Origin of the sequence: Streptomyces sp. NPDC051582 (assembly GCF_040681715.1) — a bacterium.
Classification (GTDB): domain Bacteria; phylum Actinomycetota; class Actinomycetes; order Streptomycetales; family Streptomycetaceae; genus Streptomyces.
The window spans coordinates 60,667-76,294 of record NZ_JBFAZJ010000007.1 but is presented as its reverse complement, the minus strand read 5'-3'; the positions used below and the strand labels follow the sequence as shown (position 1 = coordinate 76,294).

General features: G+C 73.0%; 14 protein-coding genes, 1 tRNA gene and 1 riboswitch. Of the genes, 3 read left to right on the top strand and 12 right to left on the bottom strand.

All coding sequences use genetic code 11. The features are described from left to right. Positions 1-63: 63 nt before the first annotated feature. Positions 64-2,508 (bottom strand): helix-turn-helix domain-containing protein, encoded by a 2,445-nt coding sequence (locus tag AB0M92_RS11995; protein WP_366101996.1) that lies wholly within the window; start codon positions 2,506-2,508, stop codon positions 64-66. A gap of 190 nt (positions 2,509-2,698) precedes the next feature. Continuing rightward, positions 2,699-2,772 (bottom strand) — tRNA-Pro (locus tag AB0M92_RS11990). 136 nt (positions 2,773-2,908) lie between these two features. On the opposite strand from AB0M92_RS11990, the gene AB0M92_RS11985 reads away from it, so the two are divergent. Further along, a complete protein-coding gene (locus AB0M92_RS11985; protein ID WP_366101995.1) occupies positions 2,909-3,610 on the top strand; it encodes a transketolase in 702 nt (233 codons plus the stop codon). An 11-nt stretch (positions 3,611-3,621) separates the two neighbouring features. Next, positions 3,622-4,539 carry a transketolase gene (locus AB0M92_RS11980; protein WP_366101994.1) on the top strand — a complete coding sequence of 306 codons (918 nt, stop codon included), beginning with the start codon at positions 3,622-3,624 and terminating at the stop codon, positions 4,537-4,539. Here the strand turns inward: AB0M92_RS11980 and AB0M92_RS11975 are convergent. The 8 genes from AB0M92_RS11975 to AB0M92_RS11940 form a co-directional block, all read right to left on the bottom strand. After that, positions 4,514-5,053: a GAF domain-containing protein gene (locus tag AB0M92_RS11975; RefSeq protein WP_366101993.1), complete on the bottom strand. Its 540-nt coding sequence runs from the start codon at positions 5,051-5,053 to the stop codon at positions 4,514-4,516. The genes AB0M92_RS11980 and AB0M92_RS11975 overlap by 26 nt on opposite strands. Continuing rightward, positions 5,050-5,679 (bottom strand): ATP/GTP-binding protein, encoded by a 630-nt coding sequence (locus AB0M92_RS11970; protein WP_366101992.1) that lies wholly within the window; start codon positions 5,677-5,679, stop codon positions 5,050-5,052. The genes AB0M92_RS11975 and AB0M92_RS11970 overlap by 4 nt, the downstream gene beginning before the upstream one ends. Further along, positions 5,657-6,070 carry a DUF742 domain-containing protein gene (locus AB0M92_RS11965; RefSeq protein ID WP_366101990.1) on the bottom strand — a complete coding sequence of 138 codons (414 nt, stop codon included), beginning with the start codon at positions 6,068-6,070 and terminating at the stop codon, positions 5,657-5,659. The genes AB0M92_RS11970 and AB0M92_RS11965 overlap by 23 nt, the downstream gene beginning before the upstream one ends. Then, positions 6,070-6,498, bottom strand: coding sequence for a roadblock/LC7 domain-containing protein (locus AB0M92_RS11960; RefSeq protein ID WP_366102158.1), 429 nt, complete (start codon positions 6,496-6,498; stop codon positions 6,070-6,072). Before AB0M92_RS11960 ends, AB0M92_RS11965 begins: the two co-directional genes overlap by 1 nt. A gap of 35 nt (positions 6,499-6,533) precedes the next feature. Continuing rightward, positions 6,534-8,189, bottom strand: a complete 1,656-nt coding sequence (locus tag AB0M92_RS11955) for an ATP-binding protein (protein WP_366101989.1) — start codon at positions 8,187-8,189, stop codon at positions 6,534-6,536. A gap of 333 nt (positions 8,190-8,522) precedes the next feature. Beyond that, a complete protein-coding gene (locus AB0M92_RS11950; RefSeq protein WP_366101988.1) occupies positions 8,523-9,767 on the bottom strand; it encodes an MBL fold metallo-hydrolase in 1,245 nt (414 codons plus the stop codon). Positions 9,768-9,947: 180 nt separating this feature from the next. Beyond that, entirely contained in the window at positions 9,948-10,733 is a 786-nt protein-coding gene (locus tag AB0M92_RS11945) for an SGNH/GDSL hydrolase family protein (RefSeq protein WP_366101987.1), read from the bottom strand. A 166-nt stretch (positions 10,734-10,899) separates the two neighbouring features. Further along, entirely contained in the window at positions 10,900-11,883 is a 984-nt protein-coding gene (locus AB0M92_RS11940) for a LysM peptidoglycan-binding domain-containing M23 family metallopeptidase (protein WP_366101986.1), read from the bottom strand. A gap of 4 nt (positions 11,884-11,887) precedes the next feature. Beyond that, positions 11,888-12,096, bottom strand: a riboswitch (cyclic di-AMP (ydaO/yuaA leader). A gap of 277 nt (positions 12,097-12,373) precedes the next feature. Here AB0M92_RS11940 and AB0M92_RS11935 point away from each other — a divergent pair. Next, positions 12,374-13,192, top strand: coding sequence for a tyrosine-protein phosphatase (locus AB0M92_RS11935; protein WP_366101985.1), 819 nt, complete (start codon positions 12,374-12,376; stop codon positions 13,190-13,192). A gap of 27 nt (positions 13,193-13,219) precedes the next feature. Here the strand turns inward: AB0M92_RS11935 and AB0M92_RS11930 are convergent, their stop codons facing one another. Both AB0M92_RS11930 and hpnH read right to left on the bottom strand, forming a co-directional pair. Further along, complete coding sequence (locus tag AB0M92_RS11930; protein WP_366101984.1) at positions 13,220-14,602, bottom strand: aspartate aminotransferase family protein; 1,383 nt, start codon at positions 14,600-14,602, stop codon at positions 13,220-13,222. After that, entirely contained in the window at positions 14,599-15,627 is a 1,029-nt protein-coding gene (gene hpnH, locus AB0M92_RS11925; protein WP_366101983.1) for an adenosyl-hopene transferase HpnH, read from the bottom strand. Before hpnH ends, AB0M92_RS11930 begins: the two co-directional genes overlap by 4 nt. Position 15,628 lies beyond the last annotated feature (1 nt).

Sequence of the window (15,628 nt, the reverse complement as noted above, 5' to 3'; positions counted from 1 at the left end):
GCGCACCCCGCGGCGTCCGCCGGCCGGCGGACGCCGGGGCCACCGGCAGCCGCGCCCCTTCCGTTACGGGGCGCCGGCCGAAGGGGGCGTGACCGCGGCCGGTGTGCAGTGCCGGTGCCGGCGGCGGTGGGCGTTCGCGAGGTGGTGCTGCAACCGCACATGGCGGAACTGGTACACGGCTCCGGTCCGGCGCAGCGCGCCTCGGCGGTAGGCGTCGTCCAGGAATCCCGCGGGGTCCCAGGGGAGCCGCCCGGCCAGGGGCAGCCACACGCGTGCGAACACGACCCATTGGCCCCAGGCGGTGAAGGCGAGCACGTAGGAGGCGGCTCCGCCCAGGCCGGCGACCGCGCCGATGAACAGCCCGTCCGCCACTCCCCAGTTCAGCGGCCCCATCCAGTGCCGGAGCAACTGGACGACCAGCCGGCCACCGAAGGCGATGGCCCCGGTGAGCGCCACGGCCAGGATGAGGAACCGCCGGACCGCCGTCGTACGGTTCGAGGCCAGCAGGCTCACCGGCGTGGCCGCCGCGGTGACGTCGACGGGCGCTTCGAGCGCGCCCATGAGCCCGAAGACGACTCCGGCGGCCGCGCCGAAGACCAGCCCGAGGACCGCCATGTTGATCAGGGTGCCTTCCACGACGTGCGGGTCGATCAGCCGCGATCCGGCGGCCAGCGCGCGCTGGAGCGTCAGGGCGCAGGCGCATCCCATGCCCATGACGGCTCCGCCGGCCACGCCTTGTCCGAAGCGGGCGGCGAAGGTGCGCAGGGGCCTGCGGCCGAGACCGTCGTGCGCGGCGCGCAGGGTCAGCCGCACGCGGGAGGGCTCGAAGGCGCCCGCTGCGGCGGACCTGCCCGCCATCGCGTAGACGGCGCCGAAGCCGAGGCCCGCGGCGGGCCCCATGAGACTCCCCTGCAACAGGATCTCGCCGAGGGAGAGCGGGGTGAGCAGCAGACCGACGAGCCAGTCTCCGAGGGTGACGCTCACGGCGGTGGCGAGGAAGACGGCCAGGATCCGCGCCGCGGGTGAGAGCGAGTCGCCGAGCTGCCACCACGCGAGGTCCTGGCGCTCGCGGCCTGGGCGGGCCAGGTGGTGGGCGAGGTGGCCGAGCCAGTGTTCGGCCCGCGCGGGGTGCGCGTACGGGGTCCTGGGCCGCCGGCCGGCCCCGTCCCGCTCCGGGGCGCGGCGCCGGTAGACCGAGGGCACGAAACCCGCCAGCAGGTGTTCGTCCAGGCTCTTCAGCGAGGGAAAGCGGTCGGCGTCCAGGAGTTCGGCGGGATCCCGGCCGGGCGTCTCGCTGTACAGGGTGCGCGCGAGGATGACCATGAGCGGGGTGGTCAGCACCGTGGCGAGACGGGTCTGGGCCGGACCCCGGCCCGTCCGCAGTTCCGTGAGGACCGCGTCCCACGGCGAGCCGGGCACGTCGCCGTCGTGGCCGGTGCCCGCGGTGCGCGCGATGTGCGTGGTGCGCGTGGTGCGGGGCAGGTAATCGGCGAGGTCCTGCGGCGTGAGGTCGGTGAGCTCGATGCCCCCCGCCCAGAAGAGCGGCGCGTTGGCCTCCCGGACCGCTTCGGCGTACTCGTCGCGCCGACTGGTCAGGACGAACGGCGCGGAGGTCGCGTTGAGCGCCTCCAAGGCGGTGCGGCGCAGGCCTTCGGCGATCTCGTCGAAGCCGTCCAGTACCGGCAGGATGAGGTCGGTGTCCACCAGCGCGGCGGCCAGGGTCGCGCCGCCGGAGCCGCGGCGGGCCAGGTGCGGGTGGTCGCGCAGCAGCAGGCCGACCAGCCAGTCCCGCAGGGCGGTGGTCGAGGGGTCCCATGAGCCGAGGCCGAAGACGACCGGCACGCGCCGGTGCGGTTCCGGGGCTTCCAGGAGGTCCAGGGCGAGCCTGATCGTGAGGACGGACTTGCCCGAGCCGGCCCGGCCGAGGATCACCAGCCGTCCGGAGGGGATCCGCAGGTAGACCTCGGCCATGCTCCGCAGGTCGCCGTCCAGATCCAGCTCGCGCGGGGTCTGACCGGGCCCGAGGCGCTGGATGTTCGCCGCCCGGTCGATCAGGACGGCGGGCGCCGGCTTCCACCGGACGGGCAGCGGGAACGGGTCGTGTACGAGGCGTTGCGCTTCCTCGCGGCGCCGGCGGCGCCGGACCTCCGTCGCCAGCTCCCCCGCGGCGTCGGCGAGCACGGCGGGCAGGGGCGGCCGCGCGGGCGGGGCGGGCGGGGGTCCGGGTACGGACTCGGGCGGCCGCGATCCCCGCCCGGCTCCCGCCCGGGCAGCCGGGGAGGCGGGCGGACCGGCGAGGGCGGCCGCCAGCCGCAGACGGTCCCCGTCGTCCAGCCCGAGCGCGTCCGCGAGCAGGTTCACCGTCCCCATCCGGTGGTTCGTGGACGTACCGCTCTCCAGCCGGCGAATGGTGCGGACGCTGACCCCGGACCGTTCGGCCACCTGATCCTGCGTCAGGTTCGCCGCATCGCGCAGCTCGCGTAACAACGTGCCGAGGTCCTCTGTCATGCGGCAACTCTCCTGACCCACCGGTACGAACGGCGGTGAGCCTACCCGTGGCCGCGGGTCGCGAACGGCCGGGTGCCCGACGGGTACCGAGCCGCCGCCCGGACCGGCTCGGTCCCCGACCGGTCTCGAAAAACGATCAGGGCCGTGTCGGATGCATCCGACACGGCCCCTGATTCACGACTCTCACGAGTCGGGACGACAGGATTTGAACCTGCGACCCCTTGACCCCCAGTCAAGTGCGCTACCAAGCTGCGCCACGTCCCGATGCGCGCTGACCTGGGGTTTCCCTGAAGTGAACGCGCAGGAGAACAATACCGCACTTCGCGAGGTGGTCGTGCGCGCCTTCCCCGGATCGGGGCGCGCTTGACCTCAAGCGGACTTGAGGTTGCACGATCGGTGCATGACACAGGCAACTGCGGACACGGGGTTCCGCCACGACGATCTGGGCCGGCTCATCGCGCTCATGACCGGGGCCGAAAAGCACGGCCCCGCCGCTCACTCCACGCTCGACGTGCTGTGGGTCCTCTACGACCGGGTGCTGCGGGTGCGGCCCGAGGACGCCGAGGCGCCCGGGCGGGACCGGTTCCTGCTCTCCAAGGGGCACGGGCCGATGGCGTACTACGCCGTACTCGCCGCCAAGGGGTTCTTCCCGGTGGACTGGCTGCGCGGCTTCGGCTCGTACGACTCTCCCCTCGGCCACCACCCGGACCGCACGCTGATCCCCGGAGTGGAGATCGGCAGCGGCTCGCTCGGGCACGGGCTGCCGCTCGCCGTCGGGAGCGCGCTCGGGCTGCGGGCGCAGGGGCTCGACGAGCCGGCGGTGTGGGTGCTGATCGGGGACGCCGAGCTCGACGAGGGCAGCAACCACGAGGCCCTCGCCTACGCCGGCGCCGCCGGGCTGGAGCGGCTGCACACCGTGGTGATCGACAACGACTCTGCGACCCACGGCTGGCGCGGCGGCATCGCCTCCCGCTTCGAGGCCGCCGGCTGGTCGGCGGTGACCGTCGACGGACGGGACCACGAGGCGCTGCACGCCGCCTTCACCACAGCGCATCCGGGCCGGCCCCACGCCGTCGTCGCCCGTGTCGAGAAGAAGCAGTAGAGGGGTTCGTCATGGACAACATGCGGGAGCGGTTCGTCTCCGTCACGTCGCGGGCGCTCGACGAGGACCCGCGGCTGGCGCTCGTGCTCGCCGAGATCACCATGGACGGTTTCCGGCCCGCCCGGCAGCGCCATCCGGAACGGGTGATCAACGTCGGGATCAGGGAGCAGCTGCTCATCGGGGTCGGCGGCGGACTGGCCCTCACCGGGATGCGGCCGATCGTGCACACCTTCGCCAGCTTCCTGGTGGAGCGGCCGTTCGAGCAGATCAAGCTGGACTTCGGACACCAGGGCACGGGCGGGGTCCTGGTCAGCGCGAACGCCAGCTACGACTGGCCGGCCGGCGGGTACACGCACATGGCCCCGGGCGACGTGGCGCTGCTGGACACCCTCGAAGGCTGGACGGTCCACGTACCCGGCCATCCGGACGAGGCCGAGGCCCTGCTGCGCCACGCCTACGCCGCCGGGGACGACAAGGTCTACGTCCGGCTCTCGCAGCAGTCGAACGCCGCACCCCGCCCGGTGGACGGCGTGGGCCTGCGGACCGTACGGGAGGGAGGCCCGGGCGCCGCCGTCGTCATCGCCGTCGGCCCGCTGCTGGACAACGTGCTCGCCGCGACGGAGGGGCTGGACGTCACCGTGCTGTACGCCACCACGGTGCGCCCCTTCGACGACGCGGCCCTGCGCGGGGCCGTCGGCCGGGGCACGGCCGATGTCGTCCTCGTCGAGCCGTACCTGGCCGGCACCTCCACGGCGGCTGCCGCCGAGGCCCTGTCGCAGGTCCCGCACCGGATCCTCGGGCTCGGCGTCGGCCGCTCCGAGCTCCGCCGCTTCGGCACGATCGACGAGCACACGGCCGCGCACGGACTGGACCCGCACTCCCTGCGCCTGCGGATCGGCGACTTCACCCGTCCTCGCGTCCGTGGATGATCTCCAGCAGCTCCGCCGCCAGGGACTTGGCCGTCGCCAGACCCTGCGTCCCCCACCGGCGGGGCTCCACGTCCACCGCGCACACCGTGCCCAGGACGGTCCCCGTCCGGTCAGTCAGCGGCGCGCCCAGGTACGACCGGATCCCGCTCTCGTCCACCACCGCGTTGCCCGCGAAGCGCGCGAAGTCCCGTACGTCCTCCAGCACCAGCGCCCGGCGCCGCACCACCACGTGCGGGCAGTACCCGTGGTCCCGGGGCAGCACCCGCGCCGGGTAGCCGCTCGCCGGGGCGTCCGGCGCGTGGTGCAGCCCGGCGAAGAACTGCCGTTCCTCACCGATGAAGTTGACCCCGGCGTACGGCGCCTCCAGTACGTCGGCGATCTGCCGGGCGAAGGCGTCGAGCTCCGTGTCCATCCGCTCCCCCAGGCCCAGTTCGCGCAGCCGGACGGTGCGCGCGGGCGCCTCCCGGTCCACCGGTGTGAGCAGCAGGTGTCCGGTCGACTCGTAGTACGTCATCGCGGTTTTCCCCCCTCCTGGTTCCAGGATCTCGGCGACCGCGCGGCCGCCGTGAAGAGCAGGTGCTGGACGAGGGCGGCCAGCGCCCCGGTCCCCGAGCTGGTCAGCCGCGCGTCGCAGCGTACGACCGGCACCTCGGGCCCGAGGCCCACCGCCTCGCGCACCTCGTCGGGGGTGTAGCGGTGGGCCTCGTCGAACTCGTTGACGGCGACGATGAACCCGATGCCCCGCCGCTCGAAGAAGTCCACGGCCGGGAAGCAGTCGTCGAGCCGGCGCGTGTCCGCGAGGACCACCGCCCCGAGCGCCCCCGTGCACAGCTCCTCCCACAGGAACCAGAACCGCCGCTGCCCCGGCGTCCCGAAGAGGTACAGCACGTGCCGCTCGTCCAGGGTGAGCCGGCCGAAGTCGAGCGCGACGGTCGTCGACGTCTTCGCCTCGACCCCTTCCAGCGGGTCGGGGCCCTCGCTCAGCCCGCTGAGCAGCTCCTCCGTGCACAGCGGCTCGATCTCGCTCACCGCGCCCACGAAGGTCGTCTTGCCCGCCCCGAACCCGCCCGCGACCAGGATCTTCAGCGTCGCGGGCAAGGCGGGGGCGAGGCGGGTGTCACAGTCGTCGGCGTAGGCCATCGAGCACCGCCCGGAGCAGGTTCTGGTCGTCGGCGGCGACGTATCCGCCGCCCGGGAAGCGCGGCGCCTGCGCCGTGACGGCCCCGTGTTCCATCAGGTCGGACAGCAGCACCTTCACCACCACCGCCGGCAGCCGCAGCTGTCCGGCCACCTCGGCGACGGTGACCGCCGCGGAGCCCGCGCACAGGCGCAGCGCCAGCGTGTGCTCCGCGCCGAGCGGGCCGCGCGGCCGCACCCCCGTCGCGGTCACCAGGGACAGCAGGTCGAGTGCGGCGGCCGGGCGGGTCCGCCCGCCGCTCGCCGTGTACGGGCGCATCACCCGGCCCGCCGAATCGTCGAGCCAGGGCGTGTCGCGCGGGGCCCCCGTGCCGTACGCGGCGCGGGCGCACATCACTGCGGGTCGCCGACGGGCCGTCGCGGCGGGGCCGCCAGGTACGGCCGGACGCTCTTGACCAGCATCGCCATCTCGTAGCCGAGGACGCCGGCGTCGGCCTCGCGGTCGGCCAGGACCGCGAGGCAGGTGCCCGCACCGGCGGCCGACACGAACACCAGCGCGGTGTCGAGCTCGACCACCACCTGCCGGACCCCCGCGCCGTCCCCGAACCGGGATCCGGCGCTCCGCCCGAGCGAGTAGAGCCCGGACGCCAGGGCCGCCAGGTGGTCGGCGCTGTCGTCGTCGAGGCCGTGGACGCACGTGACGAGGCCGTCGGCGGTGAGGAGGACCGCGCTGCGCGTGTAGGGGACCCGCTGGACGAGGCCGCTGAGCAGCCAGTCGAGGTCCGAGAGCCGGTTTGTCTTCGTCGCCGCTTCGCCGCCCATGGTGGTGCGCTCCTTGCCGGGGTGAGAGGTCGGGGTCATGGCCGGTTCTCCGACTGGGCGAGGCCGAAGCCCCGTTGGAAGGCGGCCATCAGGCCCGGGTCGTGGACGGGTTGTTCGGGTGCGTCGGCCGGCCGCGGGGCGGGGGCGTCGCGCAGCTCCGGGACGAGGTGGTGCTGGGCCCGGCGGCGGGGCAGGGTCGGCCGGTCGGGATCCGTCCGGGCGGCCGGTACGGAGACCGCCGCCATGGCCGGCGGGACCGGCGCGGGCGGCGCCGCCCAGGTCGGTGCGACCGGCTCGGGCTCGGGCCGTCTGGGCACTTCCGGCTGCGGATGCGGTTCTCTCCGTACCTGCGGCTGCGGCTGCGGCTGCGGCTGCGGCTGCGGCCGGGGTACCGGCACCCGTACGGGCTCCAGCGGGGGCGTCCCGGCGTCCCCGTCCCCGGTCCCCCACGACGTGGCCCGGGAGCCCCCGAGCGCGTCGGCGGCGCTCGGCGCCTCCGCCCCCAGCAGCTCCTGCGGCAGCACCAGCACCGCGAGCACGCCGCCGTAGATGTTGGACTTGAGCTCGACGGCGACCCCGTGCCGCCGGGCCAGCGCCGCGACCACGAAGAGGCCGATCCGCCCGTCCGCCAGCAGCTGCCGGACACTGACCTGGTCGGGGTCGGCGAGCAGGGCGTTCATCCGGTGCTGCTCGGCGGCCGGCATGCCCAGGCCGCGGTCCTCCACCTCGATGGCGATGCCCGCGGTGACCCGCTCGGCGCGCAGCACCACGTCGGTGTCGGGCGCGGAGAACACCGTGGCGTTCTCGACGAGTTCGGCCAGCAGGTGCACCACGTCGGCGACGGCGTGCCCGCGTACGGTGCCGCCCGCCGGGGGAACCACCTTGACCCGCGTGTACTGCTCGACCTCCGCGACCGAGGAGCGCAGCACCTCGCTCAGGTCGATGGGCCGGGTCCACTGGCGCCGGGAGGCGGCGCCGCCGAGGACGGCCAGGTTCTCGGCGTGGCGGCGGATCCGGGTGGCGAGGTGGTCGACGTGGAAGAGCTCCTTGAGGAGGTCGGGGTCCTCGACCGTGTCCTCCAGCTCGTCGAGCAGCGAGATCTCCCGGTGCACGAGGGACTGGAGCCGGCGCGCGAGGTTGACGAAGACCTCGACCTTGCGGTCGCTGTCGGACGGCGCGGCCTGGCCCGCCAGCCGTACGAGCGTGGTGTGCGCGTGTTCGCGGGCGCCGCGCAGCTCCTGGGAGAGCAGCCAGAACTCGTCGACGCGGGCCGGGTCGGTGCCGGGCGGCGGCGCCGTCGGCCCGCCGCGGACCGGGCGGACCGGCGGCTCGCCCCGTTCCAGCCGCTCGGCGGCGGTCCGCAGCTCCTGGCGTCCGCGGAGGCTGGAGCGGCGCAGGGCCTCGCAGCGGTCCCGTACGGCCTTGGCGGAGCGCTGGGCCCCGAGCAGGGCGGCGGCCAGCGCACCGACGACGAGCAGGGCGCAGCCCGCAAGGACCGGCCACAGCCGGGCGTCCCGCGCCCCCGCGCCCCCGCCGAGCTGGAGCGTGAAGATCACCGCGGCGGCTCCGCTGAGGGCTGCCGCGAGCGTGGGCAGCAGGGCGGCGCGCACCAGCTGGGGCCTTATCTGCCGGCCGGGACCGGTGGCGGCGTGTCTCGACGGGGCGTGGCGGGCGGCGCGGAGTCCGGACATCGGCGTCCTCTACGTGGGGCCCGGGCCCCCAGGGTTCCGGAGCCCGGTGTGGATCACGGTGTTGATCACCGGATACCCACGCTAGACCGCACGATCACGCTGCTGACAGCCAGTTGGGGAACTTCGACGGGGTGCTTCCCGCTCCCGGTGGAGCGCTCGTACGACAGCCCGAATCCGCCGGGGGCGCACGTTCGCGACCAGCGCCCCACGACGCACCACCCCCGGGGTGCGGTCGGCGGACCGGCCGCGCCCGGTCGCCGGGTGGACCGGGGCCGGGCCCCGGACCACCGGGCGCCGCGCCCCGGACCACCGGGCGCCGCGCCCCAGCCCGGGTTACGAGCCGACGGCCTCCGGCTTCTCCTGTCCGCCGTCGACGGTCGCGGACGCCACCCTGGCCGCGGCCGCCGTCGCTCCGCCCGCTTCCAGGCGGGGCACGGCCGCGGGACCGTCGACGGGGCCGCCGGAGGGTGCGCCGAGGACGAACGGACGCCACCACGGCTCGGCGGGCACATCGGCCGCGCCGGGCTCGAAGGGCTGACCCGGGATCGGCAGCGCGATGCCGGCACCGGTTTCCTTCGCGGCGTCGACGGTGCCCTCGCCCGGCTCGTCCCACGGGTGCAGCGCCAGGTTGAAGGTGCCCCAGTGGATCGGCAGCATCGTGCCGTGCGGGATCCCGCCCTGGAGGTCGAGGTGGGCCTGCATGCCCTCCGCGGGGGTCATGTGGATGTCGGGCCAGTACTCCGAGTACGCACCGATCTGGATCATCGTGGCGTCGAAGGGGCCGTGCGCGGCGCCGATCTCCGCGAACCCGGGGAAGTAGCCCGTGTCACCGCTGTGGAAGATGCGGTGCTCGTCACCGGCGACCACCCATGACGCCCACAGGGTGTTCTGCTGGTTGCGCAGGCCGCGTCCGCAGAAGTGCCGCGCCGGGGTCGCCGTCAGCGAGAGCCCCGCGATCTCGGTGGCCTCGTTCCAGTCCAGCTCGCGCAGCCGGTCCGGCGAGATCCCCCAGCGCTCCAGGTGGGCGCCGACGCCGAGCGGGACGGCGAAGATGGTGTCCGTCCCGGCCAGCTCCTTGATGGTCGGCAGGTCGAGGTGGTCGTAGTGGTCGTGCGAGATCACCACGGCGTCGACCGGCCCCAGCGAGGCGAGCGGCACGGGGACGGGGTGCAGCCGCTTGGGCCCGGCGAAGGGGAACGGCGAGCACCGCTCACCCCATACGGGGTCGAAGAGCACCCGCCGCCCGTCGATCTCCGCGAGCACGCCCGAGTGCCCCATCCAGGTCAGGCGCAACCCGCTCACCGGCGGTTTCGCCAGCTCGGCGAGGGTCGTCGGGTACACCGGGATCGGCGCGCCGGGGTTGCGCCGGGTCCGCTGCTCCTTGTGGAAGTAGATCTTGGCGAACTCCATCATGGAGCCGGAGGGCCTGGTCCGGGCCCCGACCGGGTTCTGGAAGACGCCGTCGGCGAAGTTCGGCGAGCGCCGGATCCGCTCCAGGCGGGCGCCGGACGGATCCGCGCCGAAGGCTTCGGGCCGCAGGGCGCGCAGCCGAGGACGCAGGGGACGGGAGCCGGTCAAAGCGCCTCCTGGGAGGGTGGGGCGGATGGTCGTGAGGCCGTACGAATACCGGTCTACCACCATGCCAACGCGTACCGGCCCCGAAGGATTCCGCCGCGCGCCCCCGTTCTCACGCGCTCCCCCGGCCTCCCGCGTCCCCCTCCCCCCTCCCGTTCGCCCCTCGCGTCCCCTCCGCCGCCCCTACAGCGGCAGCAGGTCCGGGCGCTTCGCCTCCACGTGGTCCCCGGAGGACTCCCCGCGCAGCCGTCGCCCGATCCACGGCACCAGGTACTCCCGCGCCCACTGGATGTTGTCCCGGGTCACGTCCACCGAGCCGCGCGGCTCCTGCGGCGGCCACGGCTGGTCGGGGTCGGTCGGCACCTCCAGTCCCAGGACCTGGGCCGCGCGCAGCGCGACCCGGGTGTGTCCCTCGGGCGACAGGTGCAGCCGGTCGTCGTCCCAAGCCCGCCGGTCCTGTACGGACTTCAGCGACCAGAGGTCGAGCACCGGGCAGTCGTAGCGGTCGGCGATGGCGCGCACGTGCGCGTTGTACGTCGCGATCTTGCCCCGCAGGTGCTTGAGGACCGGTACGCCGCGGGTGTCGAAGCCCGTGGTGATCATGATCTGGCCGACGGCCCCGGAGAGGTCGGCGACCGCCGCCTCGAACCGCTCCGCCGCGTCGTCCGGGTCGCTGCCGGGCCGGATGATGTCGTTGCCGCCCGCGCAGAAGCTCACCAGGTCCGGTGCGAGCTCCTTGGCCCGGGGGACCTGTTCGGCCACGACCTGGTCGAGGAGGCGCCCCCGCACGGCCAGGTTCGCGTACCGGAATTCGTTTTCCTCGCGCTGATCGGCCAGGAGTACGGCCAGCCGGTCCGCCCAGCCGAGAAAGGTCCCCCCGGGTCCCGGGTCCCCCACACCCTCGGTGAAGCTGTCCCCGATCGCCGCGTACGAGCCGATGGTCTTGAGTGTCGTCTTCGTCGCTGCCACGAGAACACATCTTTCACCCCGGCGCGTGACCTACGCCACCGTAGGCAGGGGTTGACGGACCGTGATCTATACCACCTGTTCGGTACGGAATAACAGCGCGTGAGGCCGGGACCCCCCTCGGGTCCCGGCCTCACGCGTCCGGCTGCCTCTCCGACGGCGGGAGCCGTCAGATGCTCACGCCCTTCGAGCGGAGGTAGGCCAGCGGGTCGATGTCCGAGCCGTAGGACGGCCCGGTGCGGATCTCGAAGTGCAGGTGCGGGCCGGTGGAGTTGCCCGTGGAGCCGGACAGGCCGATGGTCTGGCCGCCGGCGACGCTCTGGCCGACCGAGACGGAGAGCTGGGACAGGTGGCCGTACTGCGAGTACTTGCCGTCCGCGTGCCGGATGACGACCTCGTTGCCGTACGCACCGCCCCAGCCCGCGGAGACCACGGTGCCCGCGCCGACGGCTCGGACCGTGGTGCCGGAGCTCGCGACGAAGTCGACACCGGTGTGGTAGCCGCTGGACCACATGGCGCCGGGGGTCTTGTACTGGGTGGAGATGCCGCCACCGCCGACGGGTGCGACGAAGCCGGCGGCGCTGACCGCGGCGCCGGCCGACGTGGCGGGGGCGCTCTTCCCGGCGGCCTCGGCGGTCCCGGCGGCGGGGGCCTTTGCCACGGGGGCCTTCTCTTGCGCCGCGGAGTGCGAGGACTTCTTCGCCGGGGCCGGCGCCGGCTTCTCCGCCGGAGCCGGAGCCCGCTCGGCCGCGGCCGGAGCGCCGCCCTTGGCCGCGAGGGTCAGCTTCAGCCCGGGGTGGATCAGCGAGGGGTCGCTGCCGACGGCCTCGCGGTTGTCGGCGTACAGCTGCTGCCAGCCGCCCGAGAGGTGGCGGTCCTGGGCGATCTTGGAGAGGTAGTCCCCCGGCACGACGGTGTAGACGGCCGAAGCGGCGGGCGAACCCTGCTCGACGGCGGCGGGCGCGGCGACGAGGGCCGCCGGAAGCCGCGGGGCCTGCACGGGGGCCGCGGCGGGCGCCCCGGCCGGGGCGGCCTGGGCGCCGGCGGCGCCCAGCAGCGGCAGCGCGAGGGCCGCACCGCCGGTGCCCGCGACGGCGAAGCCGCGCGCCATGGAACGGGACTTGGGACGTCGGTGCTTACCCTTTGCAGGCATGGCGAATTCCTCTCCGTCGCCTGCGAGGTGAGCTGTCGGGTTCGGACTGGAGATGTCCGGCCGCCCATGAACCGAACATGAACGGCTTCACCCCGAGCTGTTCGGATGCGAAAGATCCGAAACAGCGGCCTACCTGGTTCCCCCGCTCCTGCCGCGCGCGTGAATAGTCGGGTGCGGTTTCCGGACGGCGGCAGGATTCGGCGGTCCATCCGGATCGATCGCGAAGGTAATCGAGCCCCGCCGCACGGAACAAGCCGCGATTTTCTGACGGATTCACAGAACGGGGAATCCGAAGGAATTCCGGTCACCCTCCGTCCATTCCCCCGCGCCAACAACCGCCCCGGCCGGGCCATTCGCCTTTGACGATCAGGCACTCACGGTCACCGTATGATCTGGCTCACGGAGCTGCACCCGATCTCGCCTCCGGTTATGGCAAGTTGGTCCCAAATAGCGTAATTCGGACAGACCACGACGACGCGGAGGAGTTCCCGTGACCCAGCAGATACCCCGGCCCGCGCTGACGGAGCCCGTACCGGAGCCCGAACTCGCGGGAGTGCGCAACTTCCGTGACGTGGGCGGCTTGCCGACGACCGACGGTCGGAGGGTCAAGCCGGGAAAACTGTTCCGTAGCGGACATCTGGCACATGCCACCGAAACCGATGCAGAATTCCTCGCATCGCTCGGTCTGCACACCATCTTCGACTTCCGCAACAATGCCGACCACGCCCTGGAAGGGCTCGACGTGGAGCTCCCCGGCGTACGGAACCTCAACATCCCGCTGTCGGATCCGGCCGACGGCAAGGAGTTCTGGAAGATGGTCCGCGACGGCGGCCTCGAACAGCTCCGCGGGCTCCTCGGCGAGGGCAGGGCCGCCGACCGGATGACCAACTCCTACCGCGCGATGATCGAGAACCGCACCCCCGAGCACAGCCGGGTCGTGCACGCCCTCGCCGAGGACAGCGTCCCCGCGCTCATGCACTGCGCCGCCGGCAAGGACCGGGCCGGCCTGTCGATCGCCGTCACCCTGCTCGCGCTCGGCGTCGAGCGCACGGCGATCCTGGCGGACTACCTGGAGTCCAACGCCCCGCACCGCCGCTACCGGGTGCGCCGCGGCAGCGAGGCGCCCGAGGCCCGCTCCCCCGAGGTGATGGAGCTGCTCGCGCCGCTGTTCGACGCCCGCGCGGAGTACCTGACGGCCGCCTTCGACGCCATCGACACGCACTGGGGCGGGGTCGACCGGTACCTCGCCGAAGGGCTCGGACTCGCCCCCGAGACCCTCGGCCGGCTGCGGGACCGGCTGCTCGACTGAGAGCCGGCCCCGCCGTGGAGCGGGCCGTCAGCCGCCGCCGACGGCCTGCTTCACCAGCGTCCTGCCGAAGTCCCACATCAGGCCGCCCCCGCCGTGCGCCTCGTCCATGACCTCCCGGAAGGCCCCGACGAACCGGTCGACGTCCCGCTCGTCCACGATCAGCGGCGGGATGAGCTTGATCACTTCCAGGTGGTCGCCCGACACCTGGGTCAGGATCCGGTGCTTCTGCAGCAGCGGCACCACGACCATCTGCGCGAACAACCCCTTGCGGGCCGCCTGGAGCATGGTCCACCGGCTCCGCAGCCCGAGCGAGGACGGCCGCCCGAACTCGATGCCGATCATCAGGCCGCGCCCCCGTACCTCGTGGAGCAGCTCGTACTCGTCCACGAGCGCGGCGAGCCGCCCGCGCAGCAGGTCGCCCATCGCCCGCGCGTTCGCCACCACCGACTCGTCCTCCATCACGGAGATCACCGCCAGCCCGGCCGCCATGGCCTGCGCGTTGGAGCCGAAGCTGGCGGAGTGCACGAGCACCCGGTCCATGGACGAGTAGACCTTCTTGAAGATCCAGTCCTTGCCCAGGGTCGCACCCACCGGCACGTAGCCGCCCGACAGGGCCTTGGCCACGCACACCAGGTCCGGCTCCACGCCCGGCTCGTGCTGGTACGCGTAGAAATCGCCGGTCCGGCCCAGCCCCGTCTGCACCTCGTCCGCGATCAGCAGCGCCTTGTGCCGGTGCAGCAGCTCCTGCGCGGCGCGCAGGAATCCGGGCGGGGCCGCGAGCACGCCCTTGCCCTGGATCGGCTCGACGACGAAGGCGGCGACGTCGCCCCGCCGCAGTTCCCGCTCCAGGGCGGCCAGGTCCCCCAGGGCGATCTTCGTATCGGGCAGCAGCGGCGCGAACCCGTCCCGGAACCCGCTCTCGCCGTTGACCGACAGCGAGCCCGTGGTCAGCCCGTGGAAGGCGTGGTCGCAGTAGAGGATCCTGGGCCGGCCGGTGGCGTACCGGGCGAACTTCAGGGCCGTCTCCACCGCCTCGGTGCCGCTGTTGCCGAAGAACACCCGGTCCAGGTGCGGGCTGTACGAGAGCAGCTTCTCCGCCAGCAGCCCGGGCAGCGGCTGGCAGTCGAACCGGGTCAGATCGGCGAGCTGAGCGTCCAGGACGTCGTGCAGGGCCCTGCGGACGACCGGATGGTGCCGGCCCAGGCCCATGACCCCGAACCCGGCGAGCATGTCCAGGTAGTCGTTGCCCTCGGCGTCCCAGAAGTGCGCGCCCTCGGCCCGTACGTAGACCTTGTCGAAGCCGATCGTGCGCAGCATCCGGGGCAGCTGGTGGTTGAGGTGCCTGGAGTGCAGCTCGTACCGTTCCCCGCCCCGCTCGTCCAGCAGGGCGCGGAGGTCGAAGCCGGTCACTGCTTCTCCCGGTTCCCCGAGATCGTCTCGCGGGCGGCGCGCAGGGATTCCTTGAGGGAGCCCATGGTGGCGAGGACGGCGGTGGGCTCGTACCCGCAGTGCGCCATGCAATTCGCGCAGCGCGGGTCCTTTCCGCGGCCGTACTTGCTCCAGTCGGTGTCCTCGATCAGCTCCCGGTACGTCGGCACGTAGCCGTCGCTCATCAGATAGCAGGGGCGCTGCCAGCCGAAGAGGGAGTAATTGGGAATGGCCCAGGCGGTGCAGGGGAAATCCGCCTTGCCCTCCAGGAAGTCGAGGAAGAGCGGGGAGTGGTTGAGCCGCCAGCGCCGCCGGTTCCCGCCCGCGAAGGCCTTCCTGAAGAGTTCCCGGGTCTGCTCGACGCCCAGGAAGTGTTCCTGGTCGGGGGCCTTTTCGTAGGCGTAGGCGGGCGAGATCATCATTTCGTCGACCTTGAGGTCGTCATTGAGGTAGTTGAGCACCTCGATGATCGTCTGCGGGGTGTCGGTGTTGAAGAAGGTCGAGTTGGTGGTGACGCGGAACCCGCGACTCTTCGCCTCCTTGATGGCGGCGACCGCCTCGTCGAAGACGCCTTCCTTGGCCACCGACTCGTCGTGGCGTTCGCGCAGTCCGTCGATGTGCACCGCGAAGGCGAAGTACGGGGACGGGGTGAACTTTTCGATCTTCTTGCGCAGCAGCATCGCGTTGGTGCACAGGAAGACGTACTTCCGCTTGGCCACCAACTGCCGGACGATCTCGTGGATCTGCGGGTGCATCAGGGGCTCGCCGCCCGCGATGGACACCATCGGCGCGCCGGATTCCAGGACGGCTCCGACCGCCTGGGCCACCGGCATGCGCTGCTTGAGCACGCCCGCCGGGTGCTGGATCTTCCCGCACCCCTCGCAGGCCAGATTGCAGGCGTAGAGCGGTTCCAGCTCGACGATCAGCGGGAACTTCTCACGCTTGCGGAGCTTCTGTTCGAGAAGATACGTCCCGACCCTGATGGACTGTCGCAGCGGCATGGCCATC

What these genes read in the sequence shown, in the direction of transcription:
- AB0M92_RS11970 (WP_366101992.1), bottom strand. Translation starts at nt 5,679, where the DNA reads ATGGCCTACGCCGACGACTGTGACACCCGCCTCGCCCCCGCCTTGCCC.
- AB0M92_RS11985 (WP_366101995.1), top strand. Translation starts at nt 2,909, where the DNA reads ATGACACAGGCAACTGCGGACACGGGGTTCCGCCACGACGATCTGGGC.
- AB0M92_RS11965 (WP_366101990.1), bottom strand. Translation starts at nt 6,070, where the DNA reads ATGTGCGCCCGCGCCGCGTACGGCACGGGGGCCCCGCGCGACACGCCC.
- AB0M92_RS11975 (WP_366101993.1), bottom strand. Translation starts at nt 5,053, where the DNA reads ATGACGTACTACGAGTCGACCGGACACCTGCTGCTCACACCGGTGGAC.
- AB0M92_RS11995 (WP_366101996.1), bottom strand. Translation starts at nt 2,508, where the DNA reads ATGACAGAGGACCTCGGCACGTTGTTACGCGAGCTGCGCGATGCGGCG.
- hpnH (WP_366101983.1), bottom strand. Translation starts at nt 15,627, where the DNA reads ATGGCCATGCCGCTGCGACAGTCCATCAGGGTCGGGACGTATCTTCTC.
- AB0M92_RS11960 (WP_366102158.1), bottom strand. Translation starts at nt 6,498, where the DNA reads ATGGGCGGCGAAGCGGCGACGAAGACAAACCGGCTCTCGGACCTCGAC.
- AB0M92_RS11955 (WP_366101989.1), bottom strand. Translation starts at nt 8,189, where the DNA reads ATGTCCGGACTCCGCGCCGCCCGCCACGCCCCGTCGAGACACGCCGCC.
- AB0M92_RS11980 (WP_366101994.1), top strand. Translation starts at nt 3,622, where the DNA reads ATGGACAACATGCGGGAGCGGTTCGTCTCCGTCACGTCGCGGGCGCTC.
- AB0M92_RS11940 (WP_366101986.1), bottom strand. Translation starts at nt 11,883, where the DNA reads ATGCCTGCAAAGGGTAAGCACCGACGTCCCAAGTCCCGTTCCATGGCG.